At 44.6% G+C, this 25,888-nt stretch carries 23 protein-coding genes and 1 tRNA gene; 17 read left to right on the top strand and 7 right to left on the bottom strand.

The features are described 5' to 3' along the window. Positions 1 to 183 precede the first annotated feature (183 nt). Positions 184 to 1,071, top strand: coding sequence for a YvcK family protein (locus L3V33_RS09200; protein WP_017063463.1), 888 nt, complete (start codon positions 184 to 186; stop codon positions 1,069 to 1,071). Positions 1,072 to 1,167: 96 nt separating this feature from the next. Here L3V33_RS09200 and luxU read toward each other — a convergent pair whose 3' ends face one another. From luxU to uvrB, 3 genes are all read right to left on the bottom strand, one after another. After that, entirely contained in the window at positions 1,168 to 1,512 is a 345-nt protein-coding gene (gene luxU, locus L3V33_RS09205) for a quorum-sensing phosphorelay protein LuxU (protein ID WP_171310763.1), read from the bottom strand. Positions 1,513 to 1,536: 24 nt separating this feature from the next. Then, positions 1,537 to 2,925, bottom strand: coding sequence for a quorum-sensing sigma-54 dependent transcriptional regulator LuxO (gene luxO / locus L3V33_RS09210; RefSeq protein ID WP_004734031.1), 1,389 nt, complete (start codon positions 2,923 to 2,925; stop codon positions 1,537 to 1,539). 302 nt (positions 2,926 to 3,227) lie between these two features. Continuing rightward, on the bottom strand, positions 3,228 to 5,258 hold the full coding sequence (gene uvrB / locus L3V33_RS09215) for an excinuclease ABC subunit UvrB (protein WP_065204945.1): 2,031 nt from the start codon (positions 5,256 to 5,258) through the stop codon (positions 3,228 to 3,230). Positions 5,259 to 5,767: 509 nt separating this feature from the next. Here uvrB and L3V33_RS09220 point away from each other — a divergent pair. From L3V33_RS09220 to L3V33_RS09265, 10 genes are all read left to right on the top strand, one after another. Continuing rightward, a tRNA-Asn gene (locus L3V33_RS09220) sits at positions 5,768 to 5,843 on the top strand. 486 nt (positions 5,844 to 6,329) lie between these two features. Beyond that, the gene (gene rsxA, locus L3V33_RS09225) at positions 6,330 to 6,908 is read left to right on the top strand and encodes an electron transport complex subunit RsxA (RefSeq protein WP_004734039.1); all 579 of its coding nucleotides are present in this window, start codon (positions 6,330 to 6,332) and stop codon (positions 6,906 to 6,908) included. A 2-nt stretch (positions 6,909 to 6,910) separates the two neighbouring features. Beyond that, positions 6,911 to 7,504 (top strand): electron transport complex subunit RsxB, encoded by a 594-nt coding sequence (gene rsxB / locus L3V33_RS09230; RefSeq protein ID WP_004734040.1) that lies wholly within the window; start codon positions 6,911 to 6,913, stop codon positions 7,502 to 7,504. A 7-nt stretch (positions 7,505 to 7,511) separates the two neighbouring features. Continuing rightward, positions 7,512 to 10,184 (top strand): electron transport complex subunit RsxC, encoded by a 2,673-nt coding sequence (gene rsxC, locus L3V33_RS09235; protein WP_237290278.1) that lies wholly within the window; start codon positions 7,512 to 7,514, stop codon positions 10,182 to 10,184. Beyond that, on the top strand, positions 10,184 to 11,230 hold the full coding sequence (gene rsxD / locus L3V33_RS09240; protein ID WP_237290279.1) for an electron transport complex subunit RsxD: 1,047 nt from the start codon (positions 10,184 to 10,186) through the stop codon (positions 11,228 to 11,230). The genes rsxC and rsxD overlap by 1 nt, the downstream gene beginning before the upstream one ends. Positions 11,231 to 11,243: 13 nt before the next feature. Then, the gene (rsxG, locus tag L3V33_RS09245) at positions 11,244 to 11,873 is read left to right on the top strand and encodes an electron transport complex subunit RsxG (protein ID WP_237290280.1); all 630 of its coding nucleotides are present in this window, start codon (positions 11,244 to 11,246) and stop codon (positions 11,871 to 11,873) included. Next, entirely contained in the window at positions 11,873 to 12,565 is a 693-nt protein-coding gene (locus L3V33_RS09250; RefSeq protein WP_004734044.1) for an electron transport complex subunit E, read from the top strand. The genes rsxG and L3V33_RS09250 overlap by 1 nt, the downstream gene beginning before the upstream one ends. Before the next feature lie 206 nt (positions 12,566 to 12,771). Further along, positions 12,772 to 13,407 (top strand): endonuclease III, encoded by a 636-nt coding sequence (gene nth, locus L3V33_RS09255; RefSeq protein WP_010437137.1) that lies wholly within the window; start codon positions 12,772 to 12,774, stop codon positions 13,405 to 13,407. A 95-nt stretch (positions 13,408 to 13,502) separates the two neighbouring features. Next, complete coding sequence (gloA, locus tag L3V33_RS09260) at positions 13,503 to 13,919, top strand: lactoylglutathione lyase (protein WP_054547234.1); 417 nt, start codon at positions 13,503 to 13,505, stop codon at positions 13,917 to 13,919. A gap of 208 nt (positions 13,920 to 14,127) precedes the next feature. Beyond that, on the top strand, positions 14,128 to 14,562 hold the full coding sequence (locus L3V33_RS09265) for a DUF2753 domain-containing protein (RefSeq protein WP_017076183.1): 435 nt from the start codon (positions 14,128 to 14,130) through the stop codon (positions 14,560 to 14,562). Positions 14,563 to 14,657: 95 nt separating this feature from the next. On the opposite strand, the gene L3V33_RS09270 is transcribed toward L3V33_RS09265, so the two are convergent. Then, positions 14,658 to 15,539: an OmpA family protein gene (locus L3V33_RS09270; protein WP_017080932.1), complete on the bottom strand. Its 882-nt coding sequence runs from the start codon at positions 15,537 to 15,539 to the stop codon at positions 14,658 to 14,660. 188 nt (positions 15,540 to 15,727) lie between these two features. Between L3V33_RS09270 and rnt the strand changes: the two genes are divergently transcribed. Next, a complete protein-coding gene (gene rnt, locus L3V33_RS09275; RefSeq protein ID WP_017061178.1) occupies positions 15,728 to 16,372 on the top strand; it encodes a ribonuclease T in 645 nt (214 codons plus the stop codon). Positions 16,373 to 16,438: 66 nt separating this feature from the next. Next, positions 16,439 to 17,764 (top strand): Na+/H+ antiporter family protein, encoded by a 1,326-nt coding sequence (locus tag L3V33_RS09280; protein WP_017079305.1) that lies wholly within the window; start codon positions 16,439 to 16,441, stop codon positions 17,762 to 17,764. Positions 17,765 to 17,993: 229 nt separating this feature from the next. Here the strand turns inward: L3V33_RS09280 and L3V33_RS09285 are convergent, their stop codons facing one another. Both L3V33_RS09285 and L3V33_RS09290 read right to left on the bottom strand, forming a co-directional pair. After that, on the bottom strand, positions 17,994 to 18,623 hold the full coding sequence (locus tag L3V33_RS09285) for a DsbA family protein (RefSeq protein WP_237290281.1): 630 nt from the start codon (positions 18,621 to 18,623) through the stop codon (positions 17,994 to 17,996). A 97-nt stretch (positions 18,624 to 18,720) separates the two neighbouring features. After that, entirely contained in the window at positions 18,721 to 19,059 is a 339-nt protein-coding gene (locus tag L3V33_RS09290; RefSeq protein WP_017076187.1) for a Grx4 family monothiol glutaredoxin, read from the bottom strand. A gap of 269 nt (positions 19,060 to 19,328) precedes the next feature. Between L3V33_RS09290 and sodB the strand changes: the two genes are divergently transcribed. From sodB to L3V33_RS09305, 3 genes are all read left to right on the top strand, one after another. Beyond that, positions 19,329 to 19,913: a superoxide dismutase [Fe] gene (sodB, locus tag L3V33_RS09295; protein ID WP_004734050.1), complete on the top strand. Its 585-nt coding sequence runs from the start codon at positions 19,329 to 19,331 to the stop codon at positions 19,911 to 19,913. A 311-nt stretch (positions 19,914 to 20,224) separates the two neighbouring features. Then, positions 20,225 to 20,728 carry a VC2046/SO_2500 family protein gene (locus tag L3V33_RS09300; protein WP_004734051.1) on the top strand — a complete coding sequence of 168 codons (504 nt, stop codon included), beginning with the start codon at positions 20,225 to 20,227 and terminating at the stop codon, positions 20,726 to 20,728. A 278-nt stretch (positions 20,729 to 21,006) separates the two neighbouring features. Then, on the top strand, positions 21,007 to 21,690 hold the full coding sequence (locus tag L3V33_RS09305; protein ID WP_237290282.1) for an SDR family oxidoreductase: 684 nt from the start codon (positions 21,007 to 21,009) through the stop codon (positions 21,688 to 21,690). A 190-nt stretch (positions 21,691 to 21,880) separates the two neighbouring features. Here the strand turns inward: L3V33_RS09305 and adhE are convergent, their stop codons facing one another. After that, positions 21,881 to 24,586, bottom strand: coding sequence for a bifunctional acetaldehyde-CoA/alcohol dehydrogenase (gene adhE / locus L3V33_RS09310; RefSeq protein WP_054547228.1), 2,706 nt, complete (start codon positions 24,584 to 24,586; stop codon positions 21,881 to 21,883). 638 nt (positions 24,587 to 25,224) lie between these two features. Here adhE and L3V33_RS09315 point away from each other — a divergent pair. Further along, on the top strand, positions 25,225 to 25,863 hold the full coding sequence (locus tag L3V33_RS09315) for a YchE family NAAT transporter (protein ID WP_004734056.1): 639 nt from the start codon (positions 25,225 to 25,227) through the stop codon (positions 25,861 to 25,863). The last annotated feature ends 25 nt before the right edge of the window (positions 25,864 to 25,888 follow it).

A 25,888-nucleotide genomic window follows, 5' to 3' on the forward strand; every position in this document is an offset into this window, starting at 1 on the left:
CACACGCGCAGTAGCTGAGTAATAAAATACTTAATATTTGTACGTGAATCTAGCTCTGATGACAAAAAACGGGTCACATCGGCAAAAAAAACGTATCAAACCCTCAAAATAACTCTTGTTGAGTATCTGACGAGAAGCATTTAACCTAAATTATAGTTGGTAATAATCTAACAAGAACAAAAAATGAATATTTACTCTTCGAAGAAAGTCGTAGCAATCGGTGGGGGCCATGGCTTAGGTCGCATGCTAGCTGCATTAAAAGACTTTGGTAACAACGCAACTGGCATTGTTGCAACGACAGATAATGGTGGTTCCACCGGAAGAATTCGAGACTGCCAAGGTGGTATTGCTTGGGGAGATACTCGTAACTGTATCAACCAATTAATCACAGAACCTTCGATCAGTTCGATGATGTTTGAATATCGCTTTCGCGGTCAAGGTGAACTCGATGGTCACAACTTAGGTAACCTAATGCTAACGGCGTTAGACAACCTTTCCGTTCGCCCATTGGAAGCAATTAACCTAATTCGAAATATGCTCAAGGTCGATGTCAATATCGTCCCAATGACCGAGCACCCTTCTGATCTAACGGCTCTATCAATGGACGGTCGTTGGGTAACTGGCGAAACTAACGTTGACGACATGACAGAAAAGCTGCGCATGATGGACTTATCTCCAGAAGTACCGGCAACCAAAGAAGCTGTAGCTGCCGTTGAGCAAGCAGACTGCATTGTCCTTGGACCAGGAAGCTTTTTAACCAGTGTGATGCCCCCGCTGCTACTGCCAGAAATTGGCAAAGCAATCGCGGAAAATACCAAGGCAAAAGTTATCTTTGTTGAAAACCTTTCGCCAGAACACGGCCCTGCAGGAAAAATGACGCTTCAAGAACAATTGGAGTGGTGTGAACGTACCTGTAAGGCAAGAAAGATAGACATTGTACTAGGCAATGAACCACACCCTGAATTAGAAGGGCAATGGAATTGTGTGACCACTGATCTTGCCTCTCCTAACCGAGATTGGCGACACGACCGTTTAAAACTCCAACAAGCGATTAGGGATCAACTAGCTTAATGCTTGTAGCTTAGGCTAGACGACAGAGACCAGTAAAAACAAAAAAGGAGCATCATGCTCCTTTTTTAATATCTACTTATGCCACCATCAACCGCTTTAGAGATCAGTCATCAACTGCTGATATTCCGTGTACGTTGATAACAGAAGTTCTTGCATATCTTGAAAATCAACGTCTGTCACGGGTAACGCTTGTTTCACTTTTGCATCCACACTAATCGCAAAACTACACAAAGAATCTGCGCCAAAGCTCGCGGCACTGCTCTTTAAGGCATGGCTAATGTCGGCCAGATACTTCGATGTATCCGTGTCTTTATTGAGATCTAGGTGCTCATAGTATCCTTTCAATTCACCTAAAAATATTTCCAGTAGCACTGGAACATTCTCTTGCCCGATTTCGCCGGCAAGTTCATCAACTTTTTGCTGATTTAATACTTTCGTCATTATGATTTTCTTATTGTTTGGTGATTACTGCTTCGCATTCCACGTTTGCAACTTACGGTATATCGTAGATGGACTGACATCTAAGAAACCGGCCGCGCGGGGAATGTTGCCGTCACACGCTTTTATGGCCTGTTCGATAGCCGTCTTCTCAGTGATCCACAATGGGAAAATATCTTTTACCGTGATGTCTTCGTTCTGCTTCTCTTTCAAGCGCAGGCTGTTTTCAATCGGTTGGTTCAATGGTGGTGGAAGCATGTTGAGAGTAATCTCTTTACCATTATTCAATACCACCACATTTCGTAATACGTTTTGTAATTGACGAACGTTACCCGGCCACTCGTATTGGTTAAAGCGATCCAACACTTCCTGAGCAAAACGCACAAAGGCCTTACCTTCCTCAACCGACATGTAGCCTAGTAACGAGTACGCAATCTCGATGACATCTTCACCACGCTCGCGTAATGGCGGCAAGTGCAGTGGAATCACGTATAAACGATAGTATAAATCTTCTCTAAAGCGACCTTCTTGTACTTCTTTCCAAGGGTCACGGTTGGTCGCACACACAAAACGAACATCCACACTCTTCATCTTCGAAGAGCCGACTTTTTGAAAAGTACCGGTTTGGATAAAGCGCAGCAGCTTAGTTTGCAGCTCTAAGTCCATTTCGCACAGCTCATCAAGGAACAGTGTTCCACCATCAGCAAGCTCAGCAGCACCTTGGCGATCGGTCGCAGCACCGGTAAAGGCACCTTTAACGTGACCAAACAGCTCACTTTCAATCAGATCTTTAGGAATTGCCGCACAGTTGATTGCGATAAAAGGCTTATCGCCACGCTTGCTCGCTGCATGAATGGCTTCTGCACATACCTCTTTACCGGTACCACTTTCACCAGTAATGAAAATGCTCGCCTTACTCGATGCAGCAGAATCAATCGTTCGGTAAACCTGCTGCATGGTTTGGCTGCTGCCGATAAAGCCTTGGTAATTTTGGTTTCCCGGGTGTTCCGAGCTGTTTTTAAGCTTGGTGGCTTTGCGGATCGCGTTGTTCACCGTAATACGGAGTCGGTCGGCTTCACACGGTTTGATAAGGAAATCTTGAGAACCATGACGCATCGCTTCTACGGCGGTATCGATAGAGCCGTGAGCCGTCATGAAGATAACCGGAACTTCAGGGTACTTTTGTTTTACAGCAAATAGCACGTCCATACCGGTCATGTCAGGCAGACGTAGATCTAATAAAATAAGGTCTGGGATTCGATGATTCAAACTCTCGATTGCATCGCGGCCAGTGCCGACAATGTTGATATCAATTTCGAGCGGTGTAAGATACGAGCGATATAAAGCTGCTACCGAAGCGGTATCCTCAACCATCAACAAATACTTCGATTTGTTATCTAGCGTTTTTGATTGCATATCCTAGCCATTTATAATTTGCATTTCTTATTATAGTCGCATTCCGCTTTGCATTATGCAAATTAGCCACAATATTTGTAGTGTGTTTTTTTACTTACTTCAAATAATCAATGTTTTATCTACCTGGCACGAACGATGCAACAGTGTAAATGACCTCCGGGTCACCTAGCCAACTGACGTTGTTAGTGGACCGAGTGTTCACAAACGTAAGCCAGTAGAATATTTACTACTGGCTGTTTTTTTGCCTGAAGCACTCTCAATTTTTGTCTTGAGGGGATCAACTTCTCGAGTGAAAAGCGAGATTAGCTGTTGGTAATAAACTGCTTTCTTAGCTGCTCAATTTCATCACGCTTCTGTGCTGCCAATTCAAATTCTAGGTTCTGAGCATGCTGATACATCGCAGCTTCAAGCTTGCTGATCTCTTTATCAAGCTGTTGCGGTGTAAGTACAGCATAACTTTCAGAAGGCTCTGCAACCTTAGATAGAGGAACTTGCTTCGATTGGCGCTGCTGCTTCGACTTGGTTAGATCACCTAGCTCCATAATGTCTTTGATATTACGTTTCAACGCTTGCGGCGTGATGCCTTGCTCTTCATTGTAGGCTTGCTGCTTCTCACGACGACGATCGGTTTCATCAATCGCTTTTCTCATCGACTTAGTAATTGAATCACCATAAAGGATCGCTCGACCTTCCAAGTTACGAGCTGCGCGACCAATGGTTTGGATCAGAGAACGCTCAGAACGCAAGAAGCCCTCTTTATCTGCATCAAGAATCGCCACCAGCGACACTTCTGGCATATCCAAACCTTCACGAAGTAAGTTAATACCCACTAACACGTCGAACTCGCCCAAACGTAGGTCTCGAATGATCTCTACACGCTCAACGGTATCGATATCCGAGTGCAAATAACGAACCTTAACACCATGCTCACTAAGGTATTCGGTTAAGTCTTCTGCCATTCGTTTAGTCAACGTAGTGACCAATACGCGCTCTTCTTTAACTGAACGGATTCTGATTTCAGATAACAAGTCATCCACCTGAGTCGCGACAGGTCTTACTTCGATGATTGGGTCTAACAGACCAGTAGGACGCACCACTTGATCAGCAATTTCACCATCTGATTTATCAATCTCATAATTACCCGGCGTGGCCGACACAAAAATGGTTTGTGGCGCGATCGATTCGAACTCTTCAAATTTCATCGGACGGTTATCCAACGCAGAAGGCAACCTAAAGCCAAACTCAACCAAAGTTTCTTTACGAGAGCGGTCACCTTTATACATGGCACCAATTTGCGGCACAGTTACATGTGACTCATCGATGATCAGCAAACCATCATCAGGCAGGTAATCAAATAACGTTGGAGGCGCTTCCCCTTCCGCACGGCCGCTCAAGTATCGTGAATAGTTTTCGATACCGGAACAGAAACCCAACTCCGTCATCATCTCGATATCAAACTGAGTTCTTTGAGAAATACGCTGTTCTTCGAGAAGCTTGTTGTTGTCTTTTAAATATTGAGCCCTATCGCGCAACTCATCCTTAATCTTCTCAATCGCCTCAAGGATCTTCTCTCTTGGGGTTACATAGTGAGTTTTTGGATAAACGGTAAAACGCGGTAAGTCTCTTTGTTTCACCGCACCAGTCAGAGGATCAAAAATACTAATGCAGTCCACTTCGTCATCGAACATTTCAATTCGAACCGCATCTTGGTCAGATTCTGCTGGGAAGATATCAATCACCTCACCACGAACACGGAACTGCCCACGTTCAAATGCGACATCGTTTCTTGAATATTGCAGCTCAGCCAAGCGGCGTAGGATGTCTCGCTGATCCATCACCTCACCACGACTCAAATGAAGCATCATCTTCAAATAAGACTTAGGATCACCAAGACCGTAGATAGCCGATACAGACGCAACAATAATGGCATCTTTTCTTTCTAACAAAGCTTTGGTAGCTGAAAGTCTCATTTGCTCAATATGAGCATTTATCGACGCATCTTTCTCGATAAAGGTATCCGTGGTTGGAACGTAGGCTTCCGGTTGGTAATAATCGTAGTAAGAAACAAAGTACTCAACGGAGTTATTCGGAAAGAAAGATTTCATCTCGCCATAAAGTTGAGCTGCCAACGTTTTGTTAGGCGCTAACAAGATTGCTGGTCTTTGAGATTGAGAAATGACGTTGGCAAGAGTAAAGGTTTTACCAGAGCCCGTTACCCCTAATAGAGTTTGATGTGCCAAACCAGAATCTAATCCATCTAGTAATCTGGTTATCGCTGTCGGCTGGTCACCGGACGGGCTATAGTCCGATACCAAGTCAAAGAGTTTACTCATAGGTCGCCATTTCCATACTGTGTATTTAATCAGGTCATTGTCACTCTAGGAGCTATGTCGTTGCAACTATTATCTAGAGAAATGCTTCTTAAGATTAGATATCAGTGATAGCTTTTACTTTTAGAAATTGGTATTATCCGTGCCCTTGCAAGATCTCTTCAGCTAAATCACTTAATTTTTCATCCACTACTTTTCCCCAAAAAATCTAAAAATAGCACTTGTTTTACTGTATGTTTTATAATCGTCAAAAGTTATACAATCGTGATATTTTGATACAAATCTTTTAAATACATTACCTTACCTCAGATTTTTATATTCTCAGATTTATCCTAATTATTGTTGTTAAAGTTTCACGCACACACTTATCCACAATTTTGGTGGATAACTAAAGAAAGGCTAAATCCGGTAAGGCGTCCAAGAAAGTAAAGTTTTTTATATTATTTTTTTCTGCTATTTTTTATTGACAGAAATTCGGACTATTATTAGAATTCGCGTCGCTAACGAGCAATTCCCCTTTAGTTCAGTTGGTAGAACGGCGGACTGTTAATCCGTATGTCGCAAGTTCAAGTCTTGCAAGGGGAGCCAAATTCAGAAAAAAGCTCAATCGAAAGATTGGGCTTTTTTCGTATATAACTGCGACTAACTTGTTCCAAGTTAATGTCACAAACCTAGCCGCCCGCGTTCAAGTCTCGACAAGGGGAGCCAAATTTAAAGAAGCCGCATCACTCGATGCGGCTTTTTGCGTTTTAGCGGTTTGGGAACGTATTCGACTCGCTGCTTTCCTTCTCTTTTTGATAGTTCTGAGCACAAAAAGCCACAAATATGACCCTATTCGTAGGAAGTAAATCGAGTTCAATTCAAGAATGATCTTATGAAAGATCCAGTTTGACTACTCCTATAAACTGTCTCACGAAGTAAAAATTGGCCGTCTATACTTACGGTAACTTTAATAATCAATCGATTACCTGATGTTTTTTTCACCAAGTGTCTAAATCCCTAGTGATCCTTGGTTGTTATTAGGTAAGCAAAGCAGGATAATATCGGGATCGGAATCTCAAGAATTAATCCATTATGACCGAATACCTTTTGTTGTTGGTTGGCACAGTGCTGGTCAATAACTTTGTACTAGTGAAGTTTTTAGGGCTATGTCCTTTCATGGGAGTCTCCAAGAAACTGGAGACTGCGATTGGCATGGGCCTCGCGACGACTTTCGTTCTGACGTTAGCGTCGGTATCTGCATACCTAGTAGAAACCTACATCCTTACCCCTCTGGGTATTGAATACCTGCGTACCATGAGCTTCATCTTGGTTATCGCGGTGGTTGTTCAATTTACGGAAATGGTCGTTCACAAAACCAGCCCAACTCTATATCGCCTGTTGGGTATCTTCCTGCCTCTTATCACCACCAACTGCGCGGTGTTAGGTGTGGCACTTTTGAACATCAATGAAAACCACAACTTCATTCAGTCGATCATCTATGGTTTCGGCGCTGCGGTTGGTTTCTCGCTTGTATTGATCCTATTTGCTGCGATGCGTGAGCGTATTGCGGTTGCTGATGTTCCTATGCCATTCAAAGGCGCATCGATTGCGATGATCACAGCAGGCCTAATGTCTCTGGCATTTATGGGCTTTACTGGGTTGGTGAAGTAAGAATGAGTACCATCTTAATTGCAATCATTGCACTCGCCGTTTTAGCCGCTGTTTTTGGCGCTATCTTAGGCTTTGCTTCTATTCGCTTTAAAGTAGAAGCCGATCCGATCGTTGATCAAATCGATACTATTTTACCGCAAACTCAATGTGGCCAGTGTGGTTACCCTGGTTGTCGCCCATACGCAGAGGCGATCGCTAACGGAGATAAGATCAACAAATGTCCTCCCGGCGGCCAAGCTACGATTGAGAAGCTTGCAGATTTAATGGGCGTAGAAGTTGAAGACTCCGCTCATGACTTAGACAACAAAGTAAAAACCGTTGCCTTCATTCATGAAGATATGTGTATTGGCTGTACCAAATGCATTCAAGCCTGCCCTGTCGACGCCATTGTTGGTGGCACCAAGGCACTTCACACAGTAATCAAAGATGAATGTACAGGTTGTGATCTATGTGTCGCACCGTGCCCTACTGACTGTATCGAAATGATTCCAGTGGCAACAACGACTGAAAATTGGAAATGGCAGATGAACATCATTCCTGTTACTGATATCACTAACCAAGCGACTGATGCGACCGCGTCAGAGCCTAAGGCATAGGGTTAGTATGATCTCTTTAATTGAACAAATTCGCACGGGCTCAATTTGGAACTTCCCGGGCGGTGTGCACCCTGCTGAAAACAAGAAACAGTCGAATACTACTGATATCGTGCATGCAAGGCTCCCAGAAGAAATCGTTCTTCCAGTGAAACAGCATATCGGTAAGCCTGGTAACTTGTTGGTTGCTGTCGGTGATGCCGTACTCAAAGGTCAACAACTGACGGCCTTAGAGACTGGTTTTACTTTGCCAGTACATGCACCAACATCGGGTGTGATTACCGCTATCGAACCACGAACCACCGCTCACCCTTCAGGCTTGAGCGACGTGTGCGTGGTTATTAAACCTGATGGCCTCGACGCTTGGGTTGCAAAACACCCGGTTGAAGATTTTTCTACAAAGACATCCGATGAACTGCTTGATGTAATTCGCCAAGCTGGTATCTCAGGCATGGGTGGCGCAGGCTTCCCCACCGCTAAAAAGCTTCAATCAGGCTTAGGTCGTACCGACATTTTAATCGTCAACGCTGCTGAGTGTGAACCTTACATCACCTCAGATGACAAGTTGCTGCAAGAGCATGCCGAAGAAGTATTAAAAGGCATCGAAGTGGTTGAACACATTCTTCAACCAAAGTTGACGGTTATCGGCATTGAAGACAACAAACCAGATGCGATAAAAGCTCTTGAGATTGCTGCGAAAGACAAAGATATCGTCATTCGTGTTATCCCAACTAAATACCCTTCTGGTGGTGAGAAGCAACTTATCAAGATCCTCACCAACAAAGAGGTTCCAGCTGGCGGCATCCCTGCAGACATTGGTGTTTTGGTTCAGAACGTCGGTTCTCTTTATTCTATTAAGCGAGCGGTAATTGACGGCGAACCTGTGGTTAACCGCGTTGTGACCTTAACCGGTAAAACCTTTAAGCAACCTCGTAACGTTTGGGCGCTATTAGGCACACCTGTACATGAGTTACTTGAAGAGTTTGGCTACAAAGCCGATAAAAAATTGCCGCGTTTGATTTTGGGTGGCCCTATGATGGGCTTCACCTTGCCACATGCCAATGTGCCAATCACCAAAACGTCGAACTGTATTTTAGCGCCAACGCGTCGTGAGATCTCACCAAGCACTTACGAGATGGAATGTATTCGTTGCAGCGCGTGTGCTGAAGCTTGCCCTGCGTCTCTACTTCCTCAACAACTGCAATGGCATGCGAAAGCCAACGAGTTGGATAAGTGTGAAGAGCTGAATATTAAAGACTGTATTGAATGTGGTGCTTGTGCGTTTGTCTGCCCAAGTGAAATCCCTCTTGTTCAGTACTATCGCCAGGCAAAAGCAGAAATCAAAACAAGAAAAGATGAAGCAACGGCCGCAGAACGCGCCAAGATTCGTTTCGAAGAGAAAAACGCTCGTATGGAGCGTGACAAAGCTGAACGTGAAAATCGCTTCAAGAAAGCTGCTGACAACCGTCGTAAAGATATGAAGTCTGCGGATGGTGATGATGCGATTGCAGCTGCGATTGCTCGCGTTAAAGCGCAAAAAGCTGCGGCAGACCAAACAGCTAATGCAGAACCAGCCGTGAAACCTGCGGTAGCCGCTGCGATTGCGAAGGCAAAAGCGAAACAAGCTGCAGCTCAAAAAGCAAACGACGCCGGACCTGATAACTCTGAAATGTCTAAGTTACGAGAAGAGCGTAAGAGACAAGCTAGAGAACGTAAAGCACAACAAGCTGCAACGGATAATCCAGCAGAGAACTCTGGCGATACTAAGAAAGATGCTGTCGCTGCGGCTATTGCTCGCGCTAAAGCCAAGAAAGCTCAACAAGCGGAGTCAGCGTCTGAAGCTTCAGCTGAAAGTTCTGGCGACGCTAAGAAAGATGCTGTTGCTGCAGCTATCGCTCGTGCTAAAGCCAAGAAAGCTCAACAAGCAGAGTCAGCTGCTCAAACCGAAAGTGAAGCGCCGGTTAAAAGTTCTGGCGACGCTAAGAAAGACGCAGTCGCTGCAGCAATTGCTCGCGCTAAAGCCAAAAAAGCACAACAAGCTGAATCAGCTGCTCAAACCGAAAGTGAAGCTCCAGCTAAAAGCTCTGGCGATGCCAAGAAAGACGCAGTCGCTGCGGCCATTGCTCGTGCTAAAGCCAAGAAAGCTCAACAAGCGGAATCAGCTGCTCAAACCGAAAGTGAAGCTCCAGCTAAAAGCTCTGGCGACGCTAAGAAAGATGCAGTCGCTGCCGCTATCGCTCGCGCTAAAGCCAAGAAAGCTCAACAAGCGAAATCAGCTACTCAAACCGAAAGTGAAGCTCCGGTTGAAAGCTCTGGCGACGCTAAGAAAGATGCCGTTGCTGCGGCTATTGCTCGCGCTAAAGCGAAGAAAGCACAGCAGGCTAAGCAAGACCAAACGACAGAAACTCCTGAGCCAGTGGTTGAAGCTAAAACTCAACAAGAGTCAGTCGATCCTAAGAAAGCTGCAGTTGCCGCCGCGATTGCTCGCGCTAAGGCGAAAAAAGCACAACAAGCGAAGCAGGTCGAAGCTCAAGCAACCGCCCCTGAAATTGAAGTGGAAGCTGAAACTCAATCAGAACCCGTCGATCCTAAAAAAGCAGCCGTTGCTGCCGCTATTGCTCGTGCTAAAGCAAGAAAGGCGCAGCAAGAGCAAGACAAAAAGAATAATGAGGAGAAAGAGTAGTGGCCTTCTTTATCGCCAGCTCACCGCACGCACACAGTCGTAGAAGCACCCCAGATCTGATGAAATGGGTCGCTATTTGTGCATTGCCAGGTCTACTAGCTCAAACCTACTTCTTCGGATGGGGTACGCTCATCCAGTTAGTATTTGCTATTGCACTTGCTGTTACCTTTGAAGCCGCTGTAATGCTGCTAAGAAAACGTCCGCCAGTGATGGCATTACGTGATTACAGCGCTGTTGTGACCGCTTGGCTGTTAAGTGTCGCGATTCCGCCACATTCTCCTTGGTGGATTCTAGTCATAGGTATGTTCTTCGCTATTGTCATCGCTAAGCACCTATATGGCGGCCTTGGACAAAATCCATTTAATCCAGCGATGGTCGCTTACGTTGTTTTGCTGATCTCATTTCCAGTTCAGATGACCAGCTGGAATGCACCGGCCAGCTTAACGGCTGAAGCAACAAGCTTTGTTGACTCTTTCTTGATGATCTTTACCGGTTTCAACAATGAAGGTTTATCTCTTCAACAAGCACGCCTTGGTATTGATGGTACCACCATGGCAACACCACTTGATGCCTTCAAAACCGCATTGACAGCAGGCAACACCGCTTCTGAAGCTCTGTCTCAACCACAATTCAGCTGGTTAGCAGGCGTGGGCTGGGAATGGGTTAACCTTGCCTACCTAGTCGGCGGATTAGTGCTCATCAAGCAACGCGTGATTCAATGGCATATTCCTGTGGCTTTCATCGGCAGCCTTGCGCTGTTTAGCCTAGTGTTCTTAATCCTAACCCCAGGTGAAACAGCTTCTCCAACCATTCACCTATTGTCTGGCGCAACCATGCTTGGTGCATTCTTCATTGCAACCGATCCGGTTTCCGCCTCGACGACAGTGAAAGGTCGCTTGGTATTTGGTGCGCTGATCGGTGGTCTAGTCTTTATCATCCGCAGCTGGGGCGGCTTCCCTGATGGCGTAGCGTTTGCTGTATTGTTAGCCAACATGTGTGTTCCACTGATTGACTACTACACCAAACCTCGTACATACGGCCACTAAGGAAGCAGATACTATGCTAAATGCAATTAAGAAAAACGGTCTTGTACTTGCGATTTTTGCGTGTGCTTCAACAGGTTTGGTCGCGGTAACTCACTACCTGACCAAAGATCAGATCAAACAGCAAGAACAGGCTCAGTTACTGTCTGTGCTTAACCAAGTGATCCCGCATGATCTGCACGATAATGAACTCTTTTCAGCCTGCACTCTGGTTCAAGCAGAAGAGCTGGGCACTGAGCAAGCGATGCCGGCTTACATTGCTAAAATCAATGGTGAGCCGAGTGCGATTGCGATTGAAGTGATTGCCCCTGACGGCTACAACGGCGCGATTAAAGTGATTGTTGGAATGAAGATCGACGGTACTATTTTAGGTACTCGCGTGCTTTCTCACCAAGAAACGCCAGGTTTGGGTGATAAGATTGATTTGCGTGTAAGTGATTGGATTCTTTCGTTTGCAGGCAAACAAGTAACAGATTCTAATCTTGACCGTTGGAAGGTTCGTAAAGACGGTGGTGACTTTGACCAGTTTACTGGTGCAACCATCACACCAAGAGCGGTCGTGAAGTCAGTCAAACAAGCGGTTCAATACGTTAACCAAAACAACCAAGCATTGCTTGCTCAACCTCTAAATTGTGGTGGTGAATAATGAGTGACCATAAAACACTGATCAAAAATGGCATGTGGGCCAATAACCCTGCCCTAGTGCAACTTCTTGGGTTATGTCCGCTGCTGGCTGTATCGTCAACAGTCACTAACGCACTTGGGCTAGGTATCGCTACCTTGCTTGTATTAGTCGGGTCGAACGTGTCTGTTTCTCTGGTTCGAAACCATGTGCCAAAAGAAGTGCGTATTCCAGTATTCGTGATGATCATTGCATCACTGGTAACCTGTGTTCAACTACTGATGAATGCCTACGCATACGGGCTTTACCTATCTTTGGGTATCTTCATCCCACTGATCGTAACCAACTGTATCATCATTGGCAGAGCTGAAGCCTTCGCGTCTAAAAACGAAGTGCTACCTGCTGCTCAAGATGGTTTCTGGATGGGCCTTGGCATGACATCGGTACTGGTTGTATTGGGTGCGATGCGTGAGGTTATTGGTAACGGAACCCTATTTGATGGCGCAGACTTGCTCCTTGGTGATTGGGCTTCGGTATTGCGCATCCAGATATTCCAATTTGATAACAGCTTCTTGTTAGCCCTGCTACCACCCGGTGCCTTTATTGGTGTTGGTTTCTTGATTGCTTTGAAAAATATCATCGACAACCAAGCTAAAGCTAGACAGCCCAAACAAGAAAAACCAGCTATTGAACGCGCTCGCGTTACCAATGCCTGATAAGTTACAGTAGCTTAAACCCTGCTGAGTAACTCAACCGCTCAGCAGGTAAATAGATAAACCAAGTACACATAATAATGACGCTCATAAGAGCGCGTAACCGATGATAAAGCCTGAACCATTGCGGAACTTGTTATTTTAAAACGAGTAAGTTTGAAAGAACTTCGCCGGAACTCAAGCCCTAACTATTTGAAAGTAATGTCGCTATGAACAATGTAAAACGAGTAGAAATACTTGAGCGTTTAAGAGAAAACAATCCAAAGCCAGAAACTGAGCTTAACTGGAACAGCCCTTTCGAGTTGCTGATCGCCGTGCTCTTATCTGCGCAGGCAACCGATGTCAGCGTCAACAAAGCCACTGATAAGCTTTACCCCGTTGCTAATACGCCACAGGCTATTTTCGACCTAGGTGTCGATGGCCTAAAAGAGTACATCAAGACCATAGGCCTGTTTAATTCGAAAGCAGAAAACACCATCAAAACGTGTCGTATGCTGCTTGACCTACACAATGGTGAAGTACCGGAAGATCGCGCTGCATTAGAAGCCCTTCCTGGCGTTGGCCGTAAGACTGCCAACGTAGTATTGAATACCGCTTTCGGTTGGCCAACCATTGCCGTTGACACTCACATCTACCGTGTATCAAACCGCACCAAGTTAGCGATGGGTAAAACGGTCGATGATGTTGAAGCTAAGCTGCTCAAAGTCATTCCAAAAGAATTCAAACTGGATGTCCACCATTGGCTCATTCTTCATGGACGTTACACCTGTGTCGCGCGTAAACCACGCTGTGGCAGCTGTATCATTGAAGACCTATGTGAGTTCAAAGAGAAGACGGACGTCTAGGCTAACAAGCCTATTGGCCAAAAAGCGCCGCGTTTATCTAGCGGCATAAAACAGAATTACAAAAACGTATACATAATTAAAGCTAGGAGCAAATCATGTCAAACGGTCGTATTTTACACACCATGCTACGCGTGGGTGATCTAGACAAGTCTATCGAGTTCTACACCAATGTAATGGGCATGCAGCTATTACGTAAGAACGAAAACAAAGAGTACGAATACACGCTGGCTTTCGTTGGCTTTGGTGATGAATCTCAAGGAGCTGTGATTGAGCTGACTCACAACTGGGGCACGACTGAATACGACCTTGGCTCAGCTTTTGGTCACGTTGCTATCGGTGTTGATGACATCTACACAACGTGTGATGCAATTAAAGCAGCAGGCGGTAACGTAACGCGTGAAGCTGGTCCGGTTAAAGGCGGCTCTACACACATCGCATTCGTTAAAGATCCTGATGGCTACATGATTGAACTTATTCAGAACAAACAAGCAAGTGCTGGTCTAGAAGGTTAATTCCTAACAAACCGCTATGAAGTTTGGCTTTGAAAATAAAAGCCTAAACCAATACCAAAAGAAGCGAGCCCTATGCTCGCTTCTTTTTTATGTTTCCACGCATGAACAATACCCTTCACTAATTATTATTAACAATCTCACCAATGAAACTTTACATGATAATGATTATCATTTAAATTAACCACCTATTGATTAGTGAGGTAATACAATGATTAGCGAATGGGAAAAACACACGTTACTTGCCGATACTGCATTGCAGCTCGACGATCCTGTACGAAGTATTCTTCACTATCAGCAAGCATTAAACTTAAGCGAAGAAATTACTGAACGCACTGATATTCAGGCTGATGAGCGTTTGCTGATTTCAGTTATCTCTTGCCATAACCTTGCTCAATTCTGGCGATGGGCTGGAGATACAGACTACGAACTCAAGTACCTTCAACTTGCTTCAGAAAAAGTACTGACCCTGATTCCGCAGTGCCCGAATACACAATGCTCCAGCTTTATAGATTCTATTGGTTGCTGTAAGAAAGCCCTTATCGATTTCATGAAACGCCATCCCAACCCTAAAATTGCCTCTATGGTTGAAAAAATCGATACCGCGACCAACTGTGAAATGATCGCTCGCTTCCGCTTGAACTAAACAAGTTACGTTTAGACAATAGCTCCAAATTTTAAAGACAAAAAAGCCCGTCATTACGACGGGCTATCTGATTTCAAAACAAGCAATTATTCTGCTTAAACCTGCGTACGACCTAAAGAGATCACAACGCGTCGGTTCTTGTCTTTACCAATTGGCGAATTGTTGTCTGCAATCGGGCGACGTTTACCATAGCCCTGAACTTGGATACGATCTTCTGGCAAGCCTAAAGATTTGAAGTACTCTCTTAACGATTCCGCTCTGCGCTCTGAAAGGTTTTGGCTAATACCTTTGCTGTCGACAGAATCGGTGTACGTTGCCACCAGCACAAGATCGATGTCTTGGTTATAGCGAACGTAATCGGCGATCTGGCTCAGCCTTTTGCGCGACGACTTGTTCAGCTGATCGCTGTTACGGTCATAGTGCAAAATAGTGAAAGAGATATCTTCAAAGCTGTAAGGCAGCAGGTTAGCAACACAGTCACTGAACACATTGTATTTTTCTTGGAATAACACCGACGACAGCGACACTTCGATTCGCTGGTCGCGGCTCTGCCACTCTTGGTAACTGAATGTCGGGTAGCGCCCTTTCTCCAACTCACTCAAAATCCCCCAAGCTGTTTGACCACCGACGTAGCCATCAAATTGTTGGAAGAACTTAATGGTTGTCATGCGATCAGCACTTTCACCCGGACGCCAAGGTGGCGGCATCGAAATCAAGCTGACATTACGCGTAGCACCCATTGGGCGACGCATTTTAAGCTCAAAGTCCAAAATGATTTTTTTACTCGCGCGAGATGAGAACTCAGCATCACCAAAATTTGGGATAGGGTGAACCAAGCGGCATTCGAGTGGCGTGTTGGCCACCATCTCCCACTTTGACTGTTGAGGAGATGCTCCATAACGCTTTTCTTGTGCCATTACTGGTAACGACATAAGTAGCGAAAATAGCATTGAACCTGTTATGAGTTGTTTCTTCATAAAGTGGAGTATCTCTTAAGCAATTCGTTTAACAATGCAGCCAATTGCCGCATTTTTCTCTCACGTTTAAATATGCAATTATCAAGCCGCAATGGATTAGGTAATTTATGATTTATTGCCCTTCCCTAGTTTTTATCACTGCTATTATCTGCAATAATGCAGCCTTAATCACACTTATTTGGGCTAACATGACTGTAGAAAACGAAGCTCTGACCCTAAAAAAACGCTTTCGTGGCTATTTTCCAGTGGTCATCGACGTGGAAACCGCAGGGTTTAACGCTGAAACCGATGCATTATTAGAAATCTGTGCCATTACGTTAAAAATGGATGAGAACGGAGATCTGCACCCTGCATCAACGCTTCATTTTCACATTGAGCCTTTTGAAGGCGCAAATATAGAGCAGGCAGCATTAGACTTTAACGGAATTAAAGACCCATTTAGCCCATTACGTGGTGCTGTGTCGGAACAAGAAGCCCTTAAAGAAATCTACAAGCTAGTGAGAAAAGAACAAAAAGCTTCAGATTGCAGTCGTGCAATCATGGTTGCTCACAACGCTACATTCGATTTGAACTTCGTTAATGCAGCAAGTGAGCGCTGTAAGCTTAAACGCGTCCCTTTCCATCCATTTGCTACTTTTGACACTGCAGCTCTTAGTGGTCTTGCCTACGGTCAAACCGTTTTGGCTAAAGCTTGCCGCACTGCAGGGATGGAATTTGACAACAAAGAAGCACACTCTGCTTTGTATGATACGCAAAAAACCACAGAGTTATTTTGCGGCATTGTAAACAAATGGAAAGCCCTTGGTGGTTGGCCTCTTGTTGACGAAGAATAAAAAAATAGAGTCGGTAAACGTTCACTCGTATTGCCTTCATAAAAAACACAACATCCCGAGAATAATATGAATCCTGTTGTAATTTCAGTTTGCATCATGCTTGTTTTAGCTTTGATGCGCGTAAACGTAGTCGTTGCTCTCACGTTCAGCGCAATTATCGGTGGCGTAGCCTCTGGTATGGGCTTGAACGACGCAGTCGCGGCTTTCGAAAGTGGATTAGGTGGCGGTGCAACTATCGCACTTAGCTACGCTATGCTTGGTACATTCGCTGTTGCTATCTCACGTTCTGGTATCACAGACCTGCTTGCTCAAAGCGTCATTAAGCGTATTCACGGTAAAGAGAACAGTGCAGCATCTAATGGTCTAAAATATGGCATCCTAGCGTCTTTGATCCTAGTGACCATGTCTTCGCAAAACGTAATCCCTGTACATATCGCCTTTATCCCAATCTTAATCCCACCTCTATTAGGCGTATTCGCAAAAATGAACCTAGACCGTCGTCTAGTTGCGTGTGTACTTACTTTTGGTCTGATTACACCTTACATGGTGTTACCGATTGGTTTTGGTGGCATCTTCCTAAACAACATCCTGCTAAAAAACCTTCACGACAACGGTCTTGAAAACGTAGTAGCAAGCCAAGTACCAATGGCGATGTTGTTACCGGCTGCAGGCATGATCTTTGGCCTTCTTACGGCCGTGTTCTTTACTTACCGTAAGCCACGTCAATACAAAGAAACCTCTCACACTGTTGTTTCAACAGAAGTGAAAGAGATCAACAAGAAGCACATCCTAGTGGCTGCTGCTGGTATTGTTGCTGCGCTAACGGTTCAGCTATCGACGGGTTCTATGATCATCGGTGCTTTGGCTGGTTTCATGGTATTCACCTTCGGTGGTGTAATCGCTTGGAAGGAGACACACGATGTCTTCACTAAAGGCGTTCACATGATGGCAATGATCGGTTTCATCATGATTGCAGCGGCAGGTTTTGCGGCAGTTATGAAGCAAACGGGTGGCGTTGAATCTCTGGTTGAAGCACTTTCAACCAGCATTGGTGACAACAAACCTCTAGCGGCATTGCTTATGCTAATCGTTGGCCTGTTGGTAACAATGGGTATCGGCTCTTCGTTCTCTACGATTCCAATCCTTGCAACTATCTACGTTCCACTAGCGGCAGCATTTGGTTTCTCACCAATGGCAACGATCGCTTTAGTAGGTACAGCTGCAGCGCTAGGTGATGCGGGCTCTCCGGCTTCTGACTCAACATTAGGTCCAACGTCTGGTCTAAATGCTGATGGTCAACATGAGCACGTTTGGGAAACCGTTGTACCGACATTCTTACACTACAACATCCCACTGATCGTATTCGGTTGGGTTGCGGCTATGGTTCTGTAATTGGGTTCTTTAGCTAAGAATCAATACGCAATAAACCGTAAGTAGTAAGCTATAAGCTAAAGAAAGACATTATAAAGACCGCCTCGTGCGGTCTTTTTTGTTCCTGGGATTCATTCCACTCTTCCTTCCTCCTCACTCTCAATGAACCAGCGACGCCAAACAAAAAAGGCTTACTCTGATGAGTAAGCCTTGGACATAATTTACGTTAATACAGACAGCTCTAGCTGAATTATGCAGCGGGAGCGTTGTTCACAAGCACTTCACGAATCGACTTAAGCGTCGCTTCAGTCGATTGGTAATCTAACTCAACTTCACTAAAGATACCGTTCACTTCAAGCATTAACGTCGGGTAAGAATGTACGCCCATCGCTTCTTTAAAGCCTAACTGGTCATCTAATTCACTTTCCAATAACTTACTAGAAAGATCATTTTCAAACTGTTGCACATTCATCCCTAGCTCTTCAGCTAACTGCAAATGCGTTTCTTGGCTGTGTGGCAACATCGCACGAAGATAGTAAGCGTGTTGAATTGCTTCAAGCATCGCTTCGTAATGGTCTTGAAAACCAGCAGCGATCACGGCACGACAAGCAGGGTAAGTGCTGCGAACTGGTTGGCATTCAGTCCAAAATTCGTGGTTGAACTCAGTACCCAACTTAGCTTCAATCTGCTTCCAGATAGCTTTCAGCTTACCTTTCATCTCTTCTGACATTGGATCTTCAGAATCAGGGGCCAAACCACCGACTACGTAGTTAAACTCAATACTCGCAGGTAGCTGCTGTTTTAAGAGTTCTAATGTTGGCTTATAACCCCAGCACCAACTGCACATTGGGTCATGCACATAATGAAGTTTTACGTCCATTGTTCATTCCTTATCGAGTCTTTCAAACCATTCAAACAAAAAAGGAGCCTCATTAAGGGCCCCTTCCATTCAATATTTAAGCGCAAAGGCTTAAAGCTTACTCTGCGTCGTCGCCAGCTACTTTAGCAGCCGCTTCTTTAACGATTGGCTGAAGTTCGCCTTTTTGGAACATCTCAAGAATGATGTCACAACCACCGATCAGCTCACCGTCAACCCAAAGTTGTGGGAACGTTGGCCATTGTGCGTAAGCTGGAAGCTCTGCACGGATGTCAGGGTTTTGTAGGATATCTACGTAAGCAAATTTTTCACCACATGCCATTAGAGCTTGAGATGCTTGAGAAGAAAAACCACAGCTTGGCAGCTTAGGAGAACCTTTCATGTAAAGTAGAATGGTGTTTTCTTCAATTTGCTGTTTGATTTTATCGATAGTTTCCATTGCTTCCTCGTTAATGGATTACGGCTTTTATTGCCTTTATTCTACCCCAAACCAAAAGAATAAAAACCATATAAAAAAAGCGGTTTACGAGCTAAGCTAACAATTCACACAAAAGTGATGAATTAAGCTTTTAATAAAGTAAAAACTTGCTAAACTATATCGCAAGTCAGCAAATTGACCATGGTTGGCTGTAAAGCGAACCATGAATAATAATATCACTGGAAGCAATCGAAAGAGTTAACTCTTTCATATCAATGGAGAATTGAGCAATGGCATTTGAACTACCGGCTCTTCCTTACGCGAAAGACGCGCTAGAACCACACATCTCAGCAGAAACGCTAGATTTCCACCACGGTAAGCACCACAACACTTACGTTGTTAAGCTAAACGGTCTTATCCCAGGTACTGAGTTTGAAGGCAAAACACTAGAAGAGATCGTTAAGACTTCTACTGGTGGTGTTTTCAATAACGCTGCTCAAATCTGGAACCACACGTTCTACTGGCACTGTCTTGCTCCTAAAGCAGGCGGCGAACCAACTGGCGCTGTTGCAGAAGCTATCAACGCTGCATTCGGTTCTTTCGAAGAATTCAAAGCGAAATTCACTGATTCAGCAATCAACAACTTCGGTTCTTCTTGGACTTGGTTAGTTAAGAAAGCTGACGGTTCTCTAGACATCGTTAACACTTCTAACGCTGCTACTCCTCTAACAGAAGAAGGTGTTACTCCACTTCTAACTGTTGACCTATGGGAACACGCTTACTACATCGATTTCCGCAATGTTCGCCCTGACTACATGGCTGCATTCTGGAACCTAGTAAACTGGTCTTTCGTAGAAGAGAACCTAGCTAAGTAATTATTACTTACGCTGCGCTATTTATAGCGAGTTATCTATTGAAAGCTCATGCCTCGGCGTGAGCTTTTTTGTATCTGTCGAATTCCACAAAATCTTGACCTTTCTTAGCCTATTAACCTATTAGCCTATTAACCTATTAGCCAGTTAGCCAGTTAGCCAGTTAGCCAGTTAGCCAGTTAGCCAAGAGAGCTTACTTCTCGACCAATTCCTAGCACTCTTCCCCGCCCTGCATAAATTCTCTATTTGCCTGTAATTAAACACTAAAGTTTGCCGACTCCATGCCGTTAAAGGTGTATCCAATGAGAGGCAGCATGCAAATACATACTTTAGACAAAGCAGGAATCATCAACGAACTGAAGTTCGGCATCGGGATCAGCCAAGCGGTTGAGCAAGGTCGCCGTGCAGATTTCGCGTTGCTGTTGTCTATGTTTTCTAATGACGTTCGTGATTGCACGCCGATTGACACCATTGAAGTCACAGAGACAACTGAAGATCGCCTGCGTAAACACTTCGGCGTTGCAGAACCGCAGCAACTGCGTTCGAACCAATCTTCGTATGAAATTTCAGCTCAGCAATCTAATCATTTTCATCAAGCTAGCCTTGCCAGCGCAAAACTCAGCCATTACTTGAAACCGGAAGCGCTTGCCTTCATGCCTGAAGATACAGCCGACTTACCCGAAGAGGTTTACCAAAACCTTTCTGGTCATGACCGACGTAAATTGGCAAACAAACAGGTTCCTGATTTGCCACTTGCTACGCTCTACAATGAACTATCAACTGCTCAGCGTCAGTACCAAATTCAAGCTCAAGTATAGCGGTCACTTACCTTTCCTCTTTTTCGTTCTCTATCCACTGCTATTCTTGATTAGTTCGCGCATTTCAAATCATTCACATGCGTGATATGAACCACCAGTCGTGGGTGAACATGAAATACGAGTTGTCGATTACTACTTGAAGTTACTGCGAAATGTGAGCTGCCACTAAGTTCATAAAAACTTATCAATTGGCACGCCTTAGTTTGAACCTCTTCACACCCATTGTATGAAATTTAACCCATCCTTATCCGACATGGACGATTTATTTAGGTGCTGGGATGGAAATAAAAAGCTCAATCATATTGGTGACATCTGCAGGCTCGCAACTCGGAGGGACGATTGCGAACCACTTTGTTAACCTTGGAGCCACAGTCATCCTTTGTGATAAAGACACGGAAGCACTTCAAGCGACCTATTTACAATGTGCTCGTTTTTCTGACTCGGTTTACCACTACACGCTCAAAAGTAATGACAACCAAGCAATTCTCAGCGTGTTTGATTTTATTCAAACCACCTTCAACACTACGCCCGATGTACTGGTCAATAATTGGATAAGCTCCCCGATGCCAAGCCTAATTGGCGATCAACCTGTCAGTAGCTTTATCAATGATCTTTCTTCTATGGCTACGACTCTTTTCGCATTTGGGCAAATCAGTGCCGAGAGATTGCGAGAGGAGGATAAAGAAGGCGTTATTGTGAATGTGATCTCTCACGATGACTTCCATGACGTGTCCGGCTTAGAAAGTGCGAACTCAATGATTACTGGCTTTACCCATAGCTGGGCCAAAGAACTGACTCCATTTGGTATTCGAGTCGGCGGTGTTGTCCCCGCGGTTCATAACTCCGACGGCAAACTCAACCGATGCCACTGGGCTCAGCTGCAAGATGAACTGACCAGAACAACGGAATACATCGTCTCTAATGATTACTTTAGTGGGCGAGTGGTCGCTGCTGAGGTTTAGTTCTTCCCCGATGCCAAGCACATTTGAGCCATTCATTTCTAATCGAGTGACGTTACTCTAGCCTTTCAAGCCGCGTAGAGCAGGCAGTAAACATAAAAAAAGCCCCAGTCTCTCGACTAGGGCTTTGATCTTTTCCCGATAGATAAGGTTCGTGCTAGCGAAAACTTATCTCAAAACTAATGCTTACTTATTATGCGTTAGCTTTTTCTTTTTTAGCTTTTGCCGCTTTCGCGTCAGCTGGCTTTTGGTCAGCTTTCTTAAGAATCACTGTAGTGCCTTCGAAAGTTTCACCTTCAACGTAAGGAGTACCGAAGTAAGACGTTGTTAGTACTTCTTTTAGCTCAGTGATTAGTGGGTAACGTGGGTTAGCACCTGTACACTGGTCATCGAACGCTTCAACAGCTAGTTCGTCTAGTTTAGCGATGAAGTCAGACTCGTTAACACCCGCAGCTTGGATTGATAGTGGGATGTCTAGGTCGTTCTTAAGCTCTTCTAACCAAGTTAGTAGACGTTCAATCTTCTGAGCAGTACGGTCACCAGCTTGGCTTAGGCCTAGGTGGTCAGCAACTTCAGCGTAACGACGACGTGCTTGTGGGCGGTCGTACTGAGAGAATGCAGTTTGCTTAGTTGGGTTATCGTTCGCGTTGTAACGTACAACGTTTGAGATAAGTAGTGCGTTAGCAAGACCGTGTGGTAGGTGGAACTCAGCACCAATTTTGTGAGCCATTGAGTGACACACACCTAGGAATGCGTTCGCAAAGGCAATACCAGCAATCGTTGCAGCGTTGTGTACTTTCTCACGAGCGATTGGGTCTGCTGAACCGTTTTTGTAGCTTGATGGTAGGTATTCTTTAAGCATCTTAAGAGCTTGTAGAGCTTGACCATCTGAGTATTCGTTCGCAAGAACTGATACGTAAGCTTCAAGAGCGTGAGTTACGGCATCGTAACCACCGAACGCTGTTAGAGACTTAGGCATGTTCATTACTAGGTTAGCATCAACAACAGCCATGTTTGGCGTGATTTCGTAATCCGCTAGTGGGTATTTAGCACCAGTCTTGTCGTCAGTAACAACGGCGAAAGGCGTAACTTCTGAACCCGTACCTGAAGTTGTAGTGATACATACAAGCTCAGCTTTTTTACCCATTTTAGGGAACTTGTAGATACGTTTACGGATATCCATAAAGCGCATTGCAAGTTCTTCGAAGTGAGTTTCTGGGTGCTCGTACATAACCCACATGATCTTAGCAGCATCCATTGGAGAACCGCCACCTAGAGCAAGGATTACGTCAGGTTGGAAGCTCTTCATTGCTTCAGCACCTTTCTCAACAACAGACAATGTTGGATCCGCTTCTACATCGAAGAATACTTGAACTTCAATACCCTGTGCTTTCAGGATTTGTACTACGTCGTCTGCGTAACCGTTGTTGAACAAGAAACGGTCAGTTACTAGGAATGCGCGTTTCTTACCTTCTAGGTCGCTCATTGCGATTGGAAGGCTGCCACGACGGAAGTAGATAGACTTAGGTAGTTTGTGCCACAACATATTTTCAGCTCGCTTCGCTACAGTTTTCTTGTTGATAAGGTGCTTAGGACCTACGTTCTCAGAGATAGAGTTACCACCCCATGAACCACAACCAAGAGTTAGAGAAGGTGCAACGTTGAAGTTGTACAGGTCACCGATACCACCGTGAGTAGTAGGGATGTTGATTAGGATACGAGCCGTCTTCATCTTGTCACCGAAGTAACGAATACGATCTGCGTTTACGTCTTGGTTAGTGTAAAGACCAGACGTGTGACCGATACCACCGATTTCAACCATCGTTACCGCTTGAGCAACAGCGTCTTCGAAATCGTCTGCGCGGAATAGACCTAAAGTTGGAGACAGTTTCTCGTGAGCGAATTCGTCATCGTAAGAAACTTTACCAAGACCTTCACCTACAAGAACTTTAGTATCAGCAGGAACTTTAACACCCGCCATTTCTGCGATTGCTGGAGCAGGTTGACCTACGATCTTAGCGTTTAGGTTACCGTCGATAAGAAGAACTTTACGTACTTTATCTGCGTCAGTTTTAGATAGAACGTGAGCTTTGTGAGAAGCAAAACGCTCTTTAACTTCGTCATATACTTCGCTAACTACGATTGCAGCTTGCTCAGAAGCACATACTACGCCGTTATCGAATGTTTTAGACATAAGAATAGATGCTACAGCACGTTTGATGTCAGCTGTTTCATCGATAACAACAGGAACGTTACCAGCACCAACACCGATAGCAGGCTTACCAGAAGAGTATGCTGCTTTAACCATGCCTGGACCACCAGTAGCTAGGATAAGCGCGATACCGTCGTGCTTCATAAGCGCGTTAGAAAGCTCTACAGATGGTTGGTCGATCCAACCGATGATGTCTTTTGGTGCGCCCGCTTTAACAGCCGCATCTAAAACAAGTTTAGCAGCGTCGTTAGTAGAGTTCTTTGCACGTGGGTGTGGCGAGAAGATGATGCCGTTACGTGTCTTAAGAGAGATTAGAGATTTGAAGATTGCTGTAGAAGTTGGGTTCGTTGTTGGAACGATACCACAGATGATACCTACAGGCTCAGCGATAGTCATTGTGCCTAGGCTGTCATCTTCTTCTAAGATGCCACATGTTTTTTCGTCTTTGTATTTGTTGTAGATAAATTCAGATGCAAAGTGGTTTTTGATAACCTTATCTTCAACAATACCCATTCCAGATTCAGCAACTGCTTGTTGTGCAAGTGGGATACGAGCGTGGTTAGCAGCAAGAGAAGCTGCACGGAAGATTGCGTCTACTTTCTCTTGAGAGAATGTTGCAAACTCTTCTTGTGCTGCTTTAACGCGAGCTACTAGAGCATCAAGTTCCGCTAAGTTAGTTACAGGCATGGTGGATCTCCTAAAATAATAAATATTAAAAACTTTTTATTAAATTCGCTGCTTGCCTTTAACCTTAAACATCAGCGTTCTTAGTAAATTGCTTTCAGGACTGAGTATATTATTTCACTGTGTGAAAAAAATTGACCCAGATCAGTTACCCAAAAAGAATTAACCAGAAAGTAGTAAGGCAATCGCAAAAATTAACTTAAGAGCATGATTTACATAGATTTAAATCACACTTTCCGTTAGCGCAAAAAACAAGCAAACAGACAACTTTTTTCTACATAGCGTCATAAACTGTAAAAAAGTTTCATTTTTAGTCCGTTAAATTACATGTATACAGCTATATTCGTGCTACTGAGAGTATATCCATACCGTTGCAGCGGCTAGATTCTGACATAATTTTTATTAAATTCGTGCGATGGTTAACAGTTACTCAATAACAAGTTACAAAATGAAACACTAACAACTAGCTTTCAACAAGGCGAATACAAAAGTGAGATTCAATTAGTTTTTCTAAAAAAAATCCCCTATTTCAGGTTAGTTTTTTTCATTCGTGCAAATTGAGTTTGTCCCTTACATTACGCGCTCTGACTATTCACAGATCAACACTTCAACTTTAAGTACGCTAACTGGAGACCGCTCTCATGCAAGGCTTAGAACTCGCAATTTTTATGCAATTCTTCCTTGGGCTTGTTGCTGCCGTAAACCCTATCGGCATCATGCCTGTTTTTGTTTCTCTTACTGCTCATATGCCGCCAGAAGAGAGGAACAGGACAGCCTTACAAGCAAACATTGCTGTTGCCGTTATCCTGATTGTGTCGCTTGTTGCGGGGCAAATGCTGCTTGATATGTTTAGCATCTCGCTAGATTCATTTCGTGTTGCAGGTGGTTTGCTATTGCTGAGCATCGCATTTTCGATGATGAGCGGTAAGCTCGGTGAAGATAAACAGAACAAACAAGAGAAATCTGAATACATCAGCAAAGAACAAATCGGTGTTGTACCACTGGCTATGCCGCTAATGGCAGGCCCGGGTGCAATCAGCTCGACCATTGTTTATGGTTCTCGCTATCCTGCAGCCATTGATACCGTAGGAATCGGCATTAGTATCATCGCGTTTGCAACGTGCTCTTGGCTTCTGTTCCGTTCAGCGCCGGTTATCGTTCGCTTTTTAGGTCAAACCGGTATCAACGTTATCACTCGTATCATGGGCTTGATTCTTGGTGCATTGGGCATCGAGTTCATCGCTAATGGTCTACGTAACCTGTTCCCAGGTTTGGCATAACATTTAACGGCATTTCAGTTGCTCT

Source organism: Vibrio sp. A2-1 (assembly GCF_021728355.1).
Lineage (GTDB): Bacteria > Pseudomonadota > Gammaproteobacteria > Enterobacterales > Vibrionaceae > Vibrio > Vibrio splendidus_K.

Bases quoted from the DNA above. Each gene is read 5' to 3' on its own strand.
- uvrB (WP_065204945.1), bottom strand. From the start codon at position 5,258: ATGAGTAAACTCTTTGACTTGGTATCGGACTATAGCCCGTCCGGTGAC.
- luxU (WP_171310763.1), bottom strand. From the start codon at position 1,512: ATGACGAAAGTATTAAATCAGCAAAAAGTTGATGAACTTGCCGGCGAA.
- L3V33_RS09280 (WP_017079305.1), top strand. From the start codon at position 16,439: ATGAATCCTGTTGTAATTTCAGTTTGCATCATGCTTGTTTTAGCTTTG.
- adhE (WP_054547228.1), bottom strand. From the start codon at position 24,586: ATGCCTGTAACTAACTTAGCGGAACTTGATGCTCTAGTAGCTCGCGTT.
- rsxB (WP_004734040.1), top strand. From the start codon at position 6,911: ATGAGTACCATCTTAATTGCAATCATTGCACTCGCCGTTTTAGCCGCT.
- rnt (WP_017061178.1), top strand. From the start codon at position 15,728: ATGACTGTAGAAAACGAAGCTCTGACCCTAAAAAAACGCTTTCGTGGC.
- L3V33_RS09300 (WP_004734051.1), top strand. From the start codon at position 20,225: ATGCAAATACATACTTTAGACAAAGCAGGAATCATCAACGAACTGAAG.
- rsxC (WP_237290278.1), top strand. From the start codon at position 7,512: ATGATCTCTTTAATTGAACAAATTCGCACGGGCTCAATTTGGAACTTC.
- L3V33_RS09305 (WP_237290282.1), top strand. From the start codon at position 21,007: ATGGAAATAAAAAGCTCAATCATATTGGTGACATCTGCAGGCTCGCAA.
- nth (WP_010437137.1), top strand. From the start codon at position 12,772: ATGAACAATGTAAAACGAGTAGAAATACTTGAGCGTTTAAGAGAAAAC.
- sodB (WP_004734050.1), top strand. From the start codon at position 19,329: ATGGCATTTGAACTACCGGCTCTTCCTTACGCGAAAGACGCGCTAGAA.
- gloA (WP_054547234.1), top strand. From the start codon at position 13,503: ATGTCAAACGGTCGTATTTTACACACCATGCTACGCGTGGGTGATCTA.
- L3V33_RS09285 (WP_237290281.1), bottom strand. From the start codon at position 18,623: ATGGACGTAAAACTTCATTATGTGCATGACCCAATGTGCAGTTGGTGC.
- L3V33_RS09200 (WP_017063463.1), top strand. From the start codon at position 184: ATGAATATTTACTCTTCGAAGAAAGTCGTAGCAATCGGTGGGGGCCAT.
- rsxA (WP_004734039.1), top strand. From the start codon at position 6,330: ATGACCGAATACCTTTTGTTGTTGGTTGGCACAGTGCTGGTCAATAAC.
- L3V33_RS09265 (WP_017076183.1), top strand. From the start codon at position 14,128: ATGATTAGCGAATGGGAAAAACACACGTTACTTGCCGATACTGCATTG.
- rsxG (WP_237290280.1), top strand. From the start codon at position 11,244: ATGCTAAATGCAATTAAGAAAAACGGTCTTGTACTTGCGATTTTTGCG.
- L3V33_RS09290 (WP_017076187.1), bottom strand. From the start codon at position 19,059: ATGGAAACTATCGATAAAATCAAACAGCAAATTGAAGAAAACACCATT.
- luxO (WP_004734031.1), bottom strand. From the start codon at position 2,925: ATGCAATCAAAAACGCTAGATAACAAATCGAAGTATTTGTTGATGGTT.
- L3V33_RS09250 (WP_004734044.1), top strand. From the start codon at position 11,873: ATGAGTGACCATAAAACACTGATCAAAAATGGCATGTGGGCCAATAAC.
- L3V33_RS09270 (WP_017080932.1), bottom strand. From the start codon at position 15,539: ATGAAGAAACAACTCATAACAGGTTCAATGCTATTTTCGCTACTTATG.
- L3V33_RS09315 (WP_004734056.1), top strand. From the start codon at position 25,225: ATGCAAGGCTTAGAACTCGCAATTTTTATGCAATTCTTCCTTGGGCTT.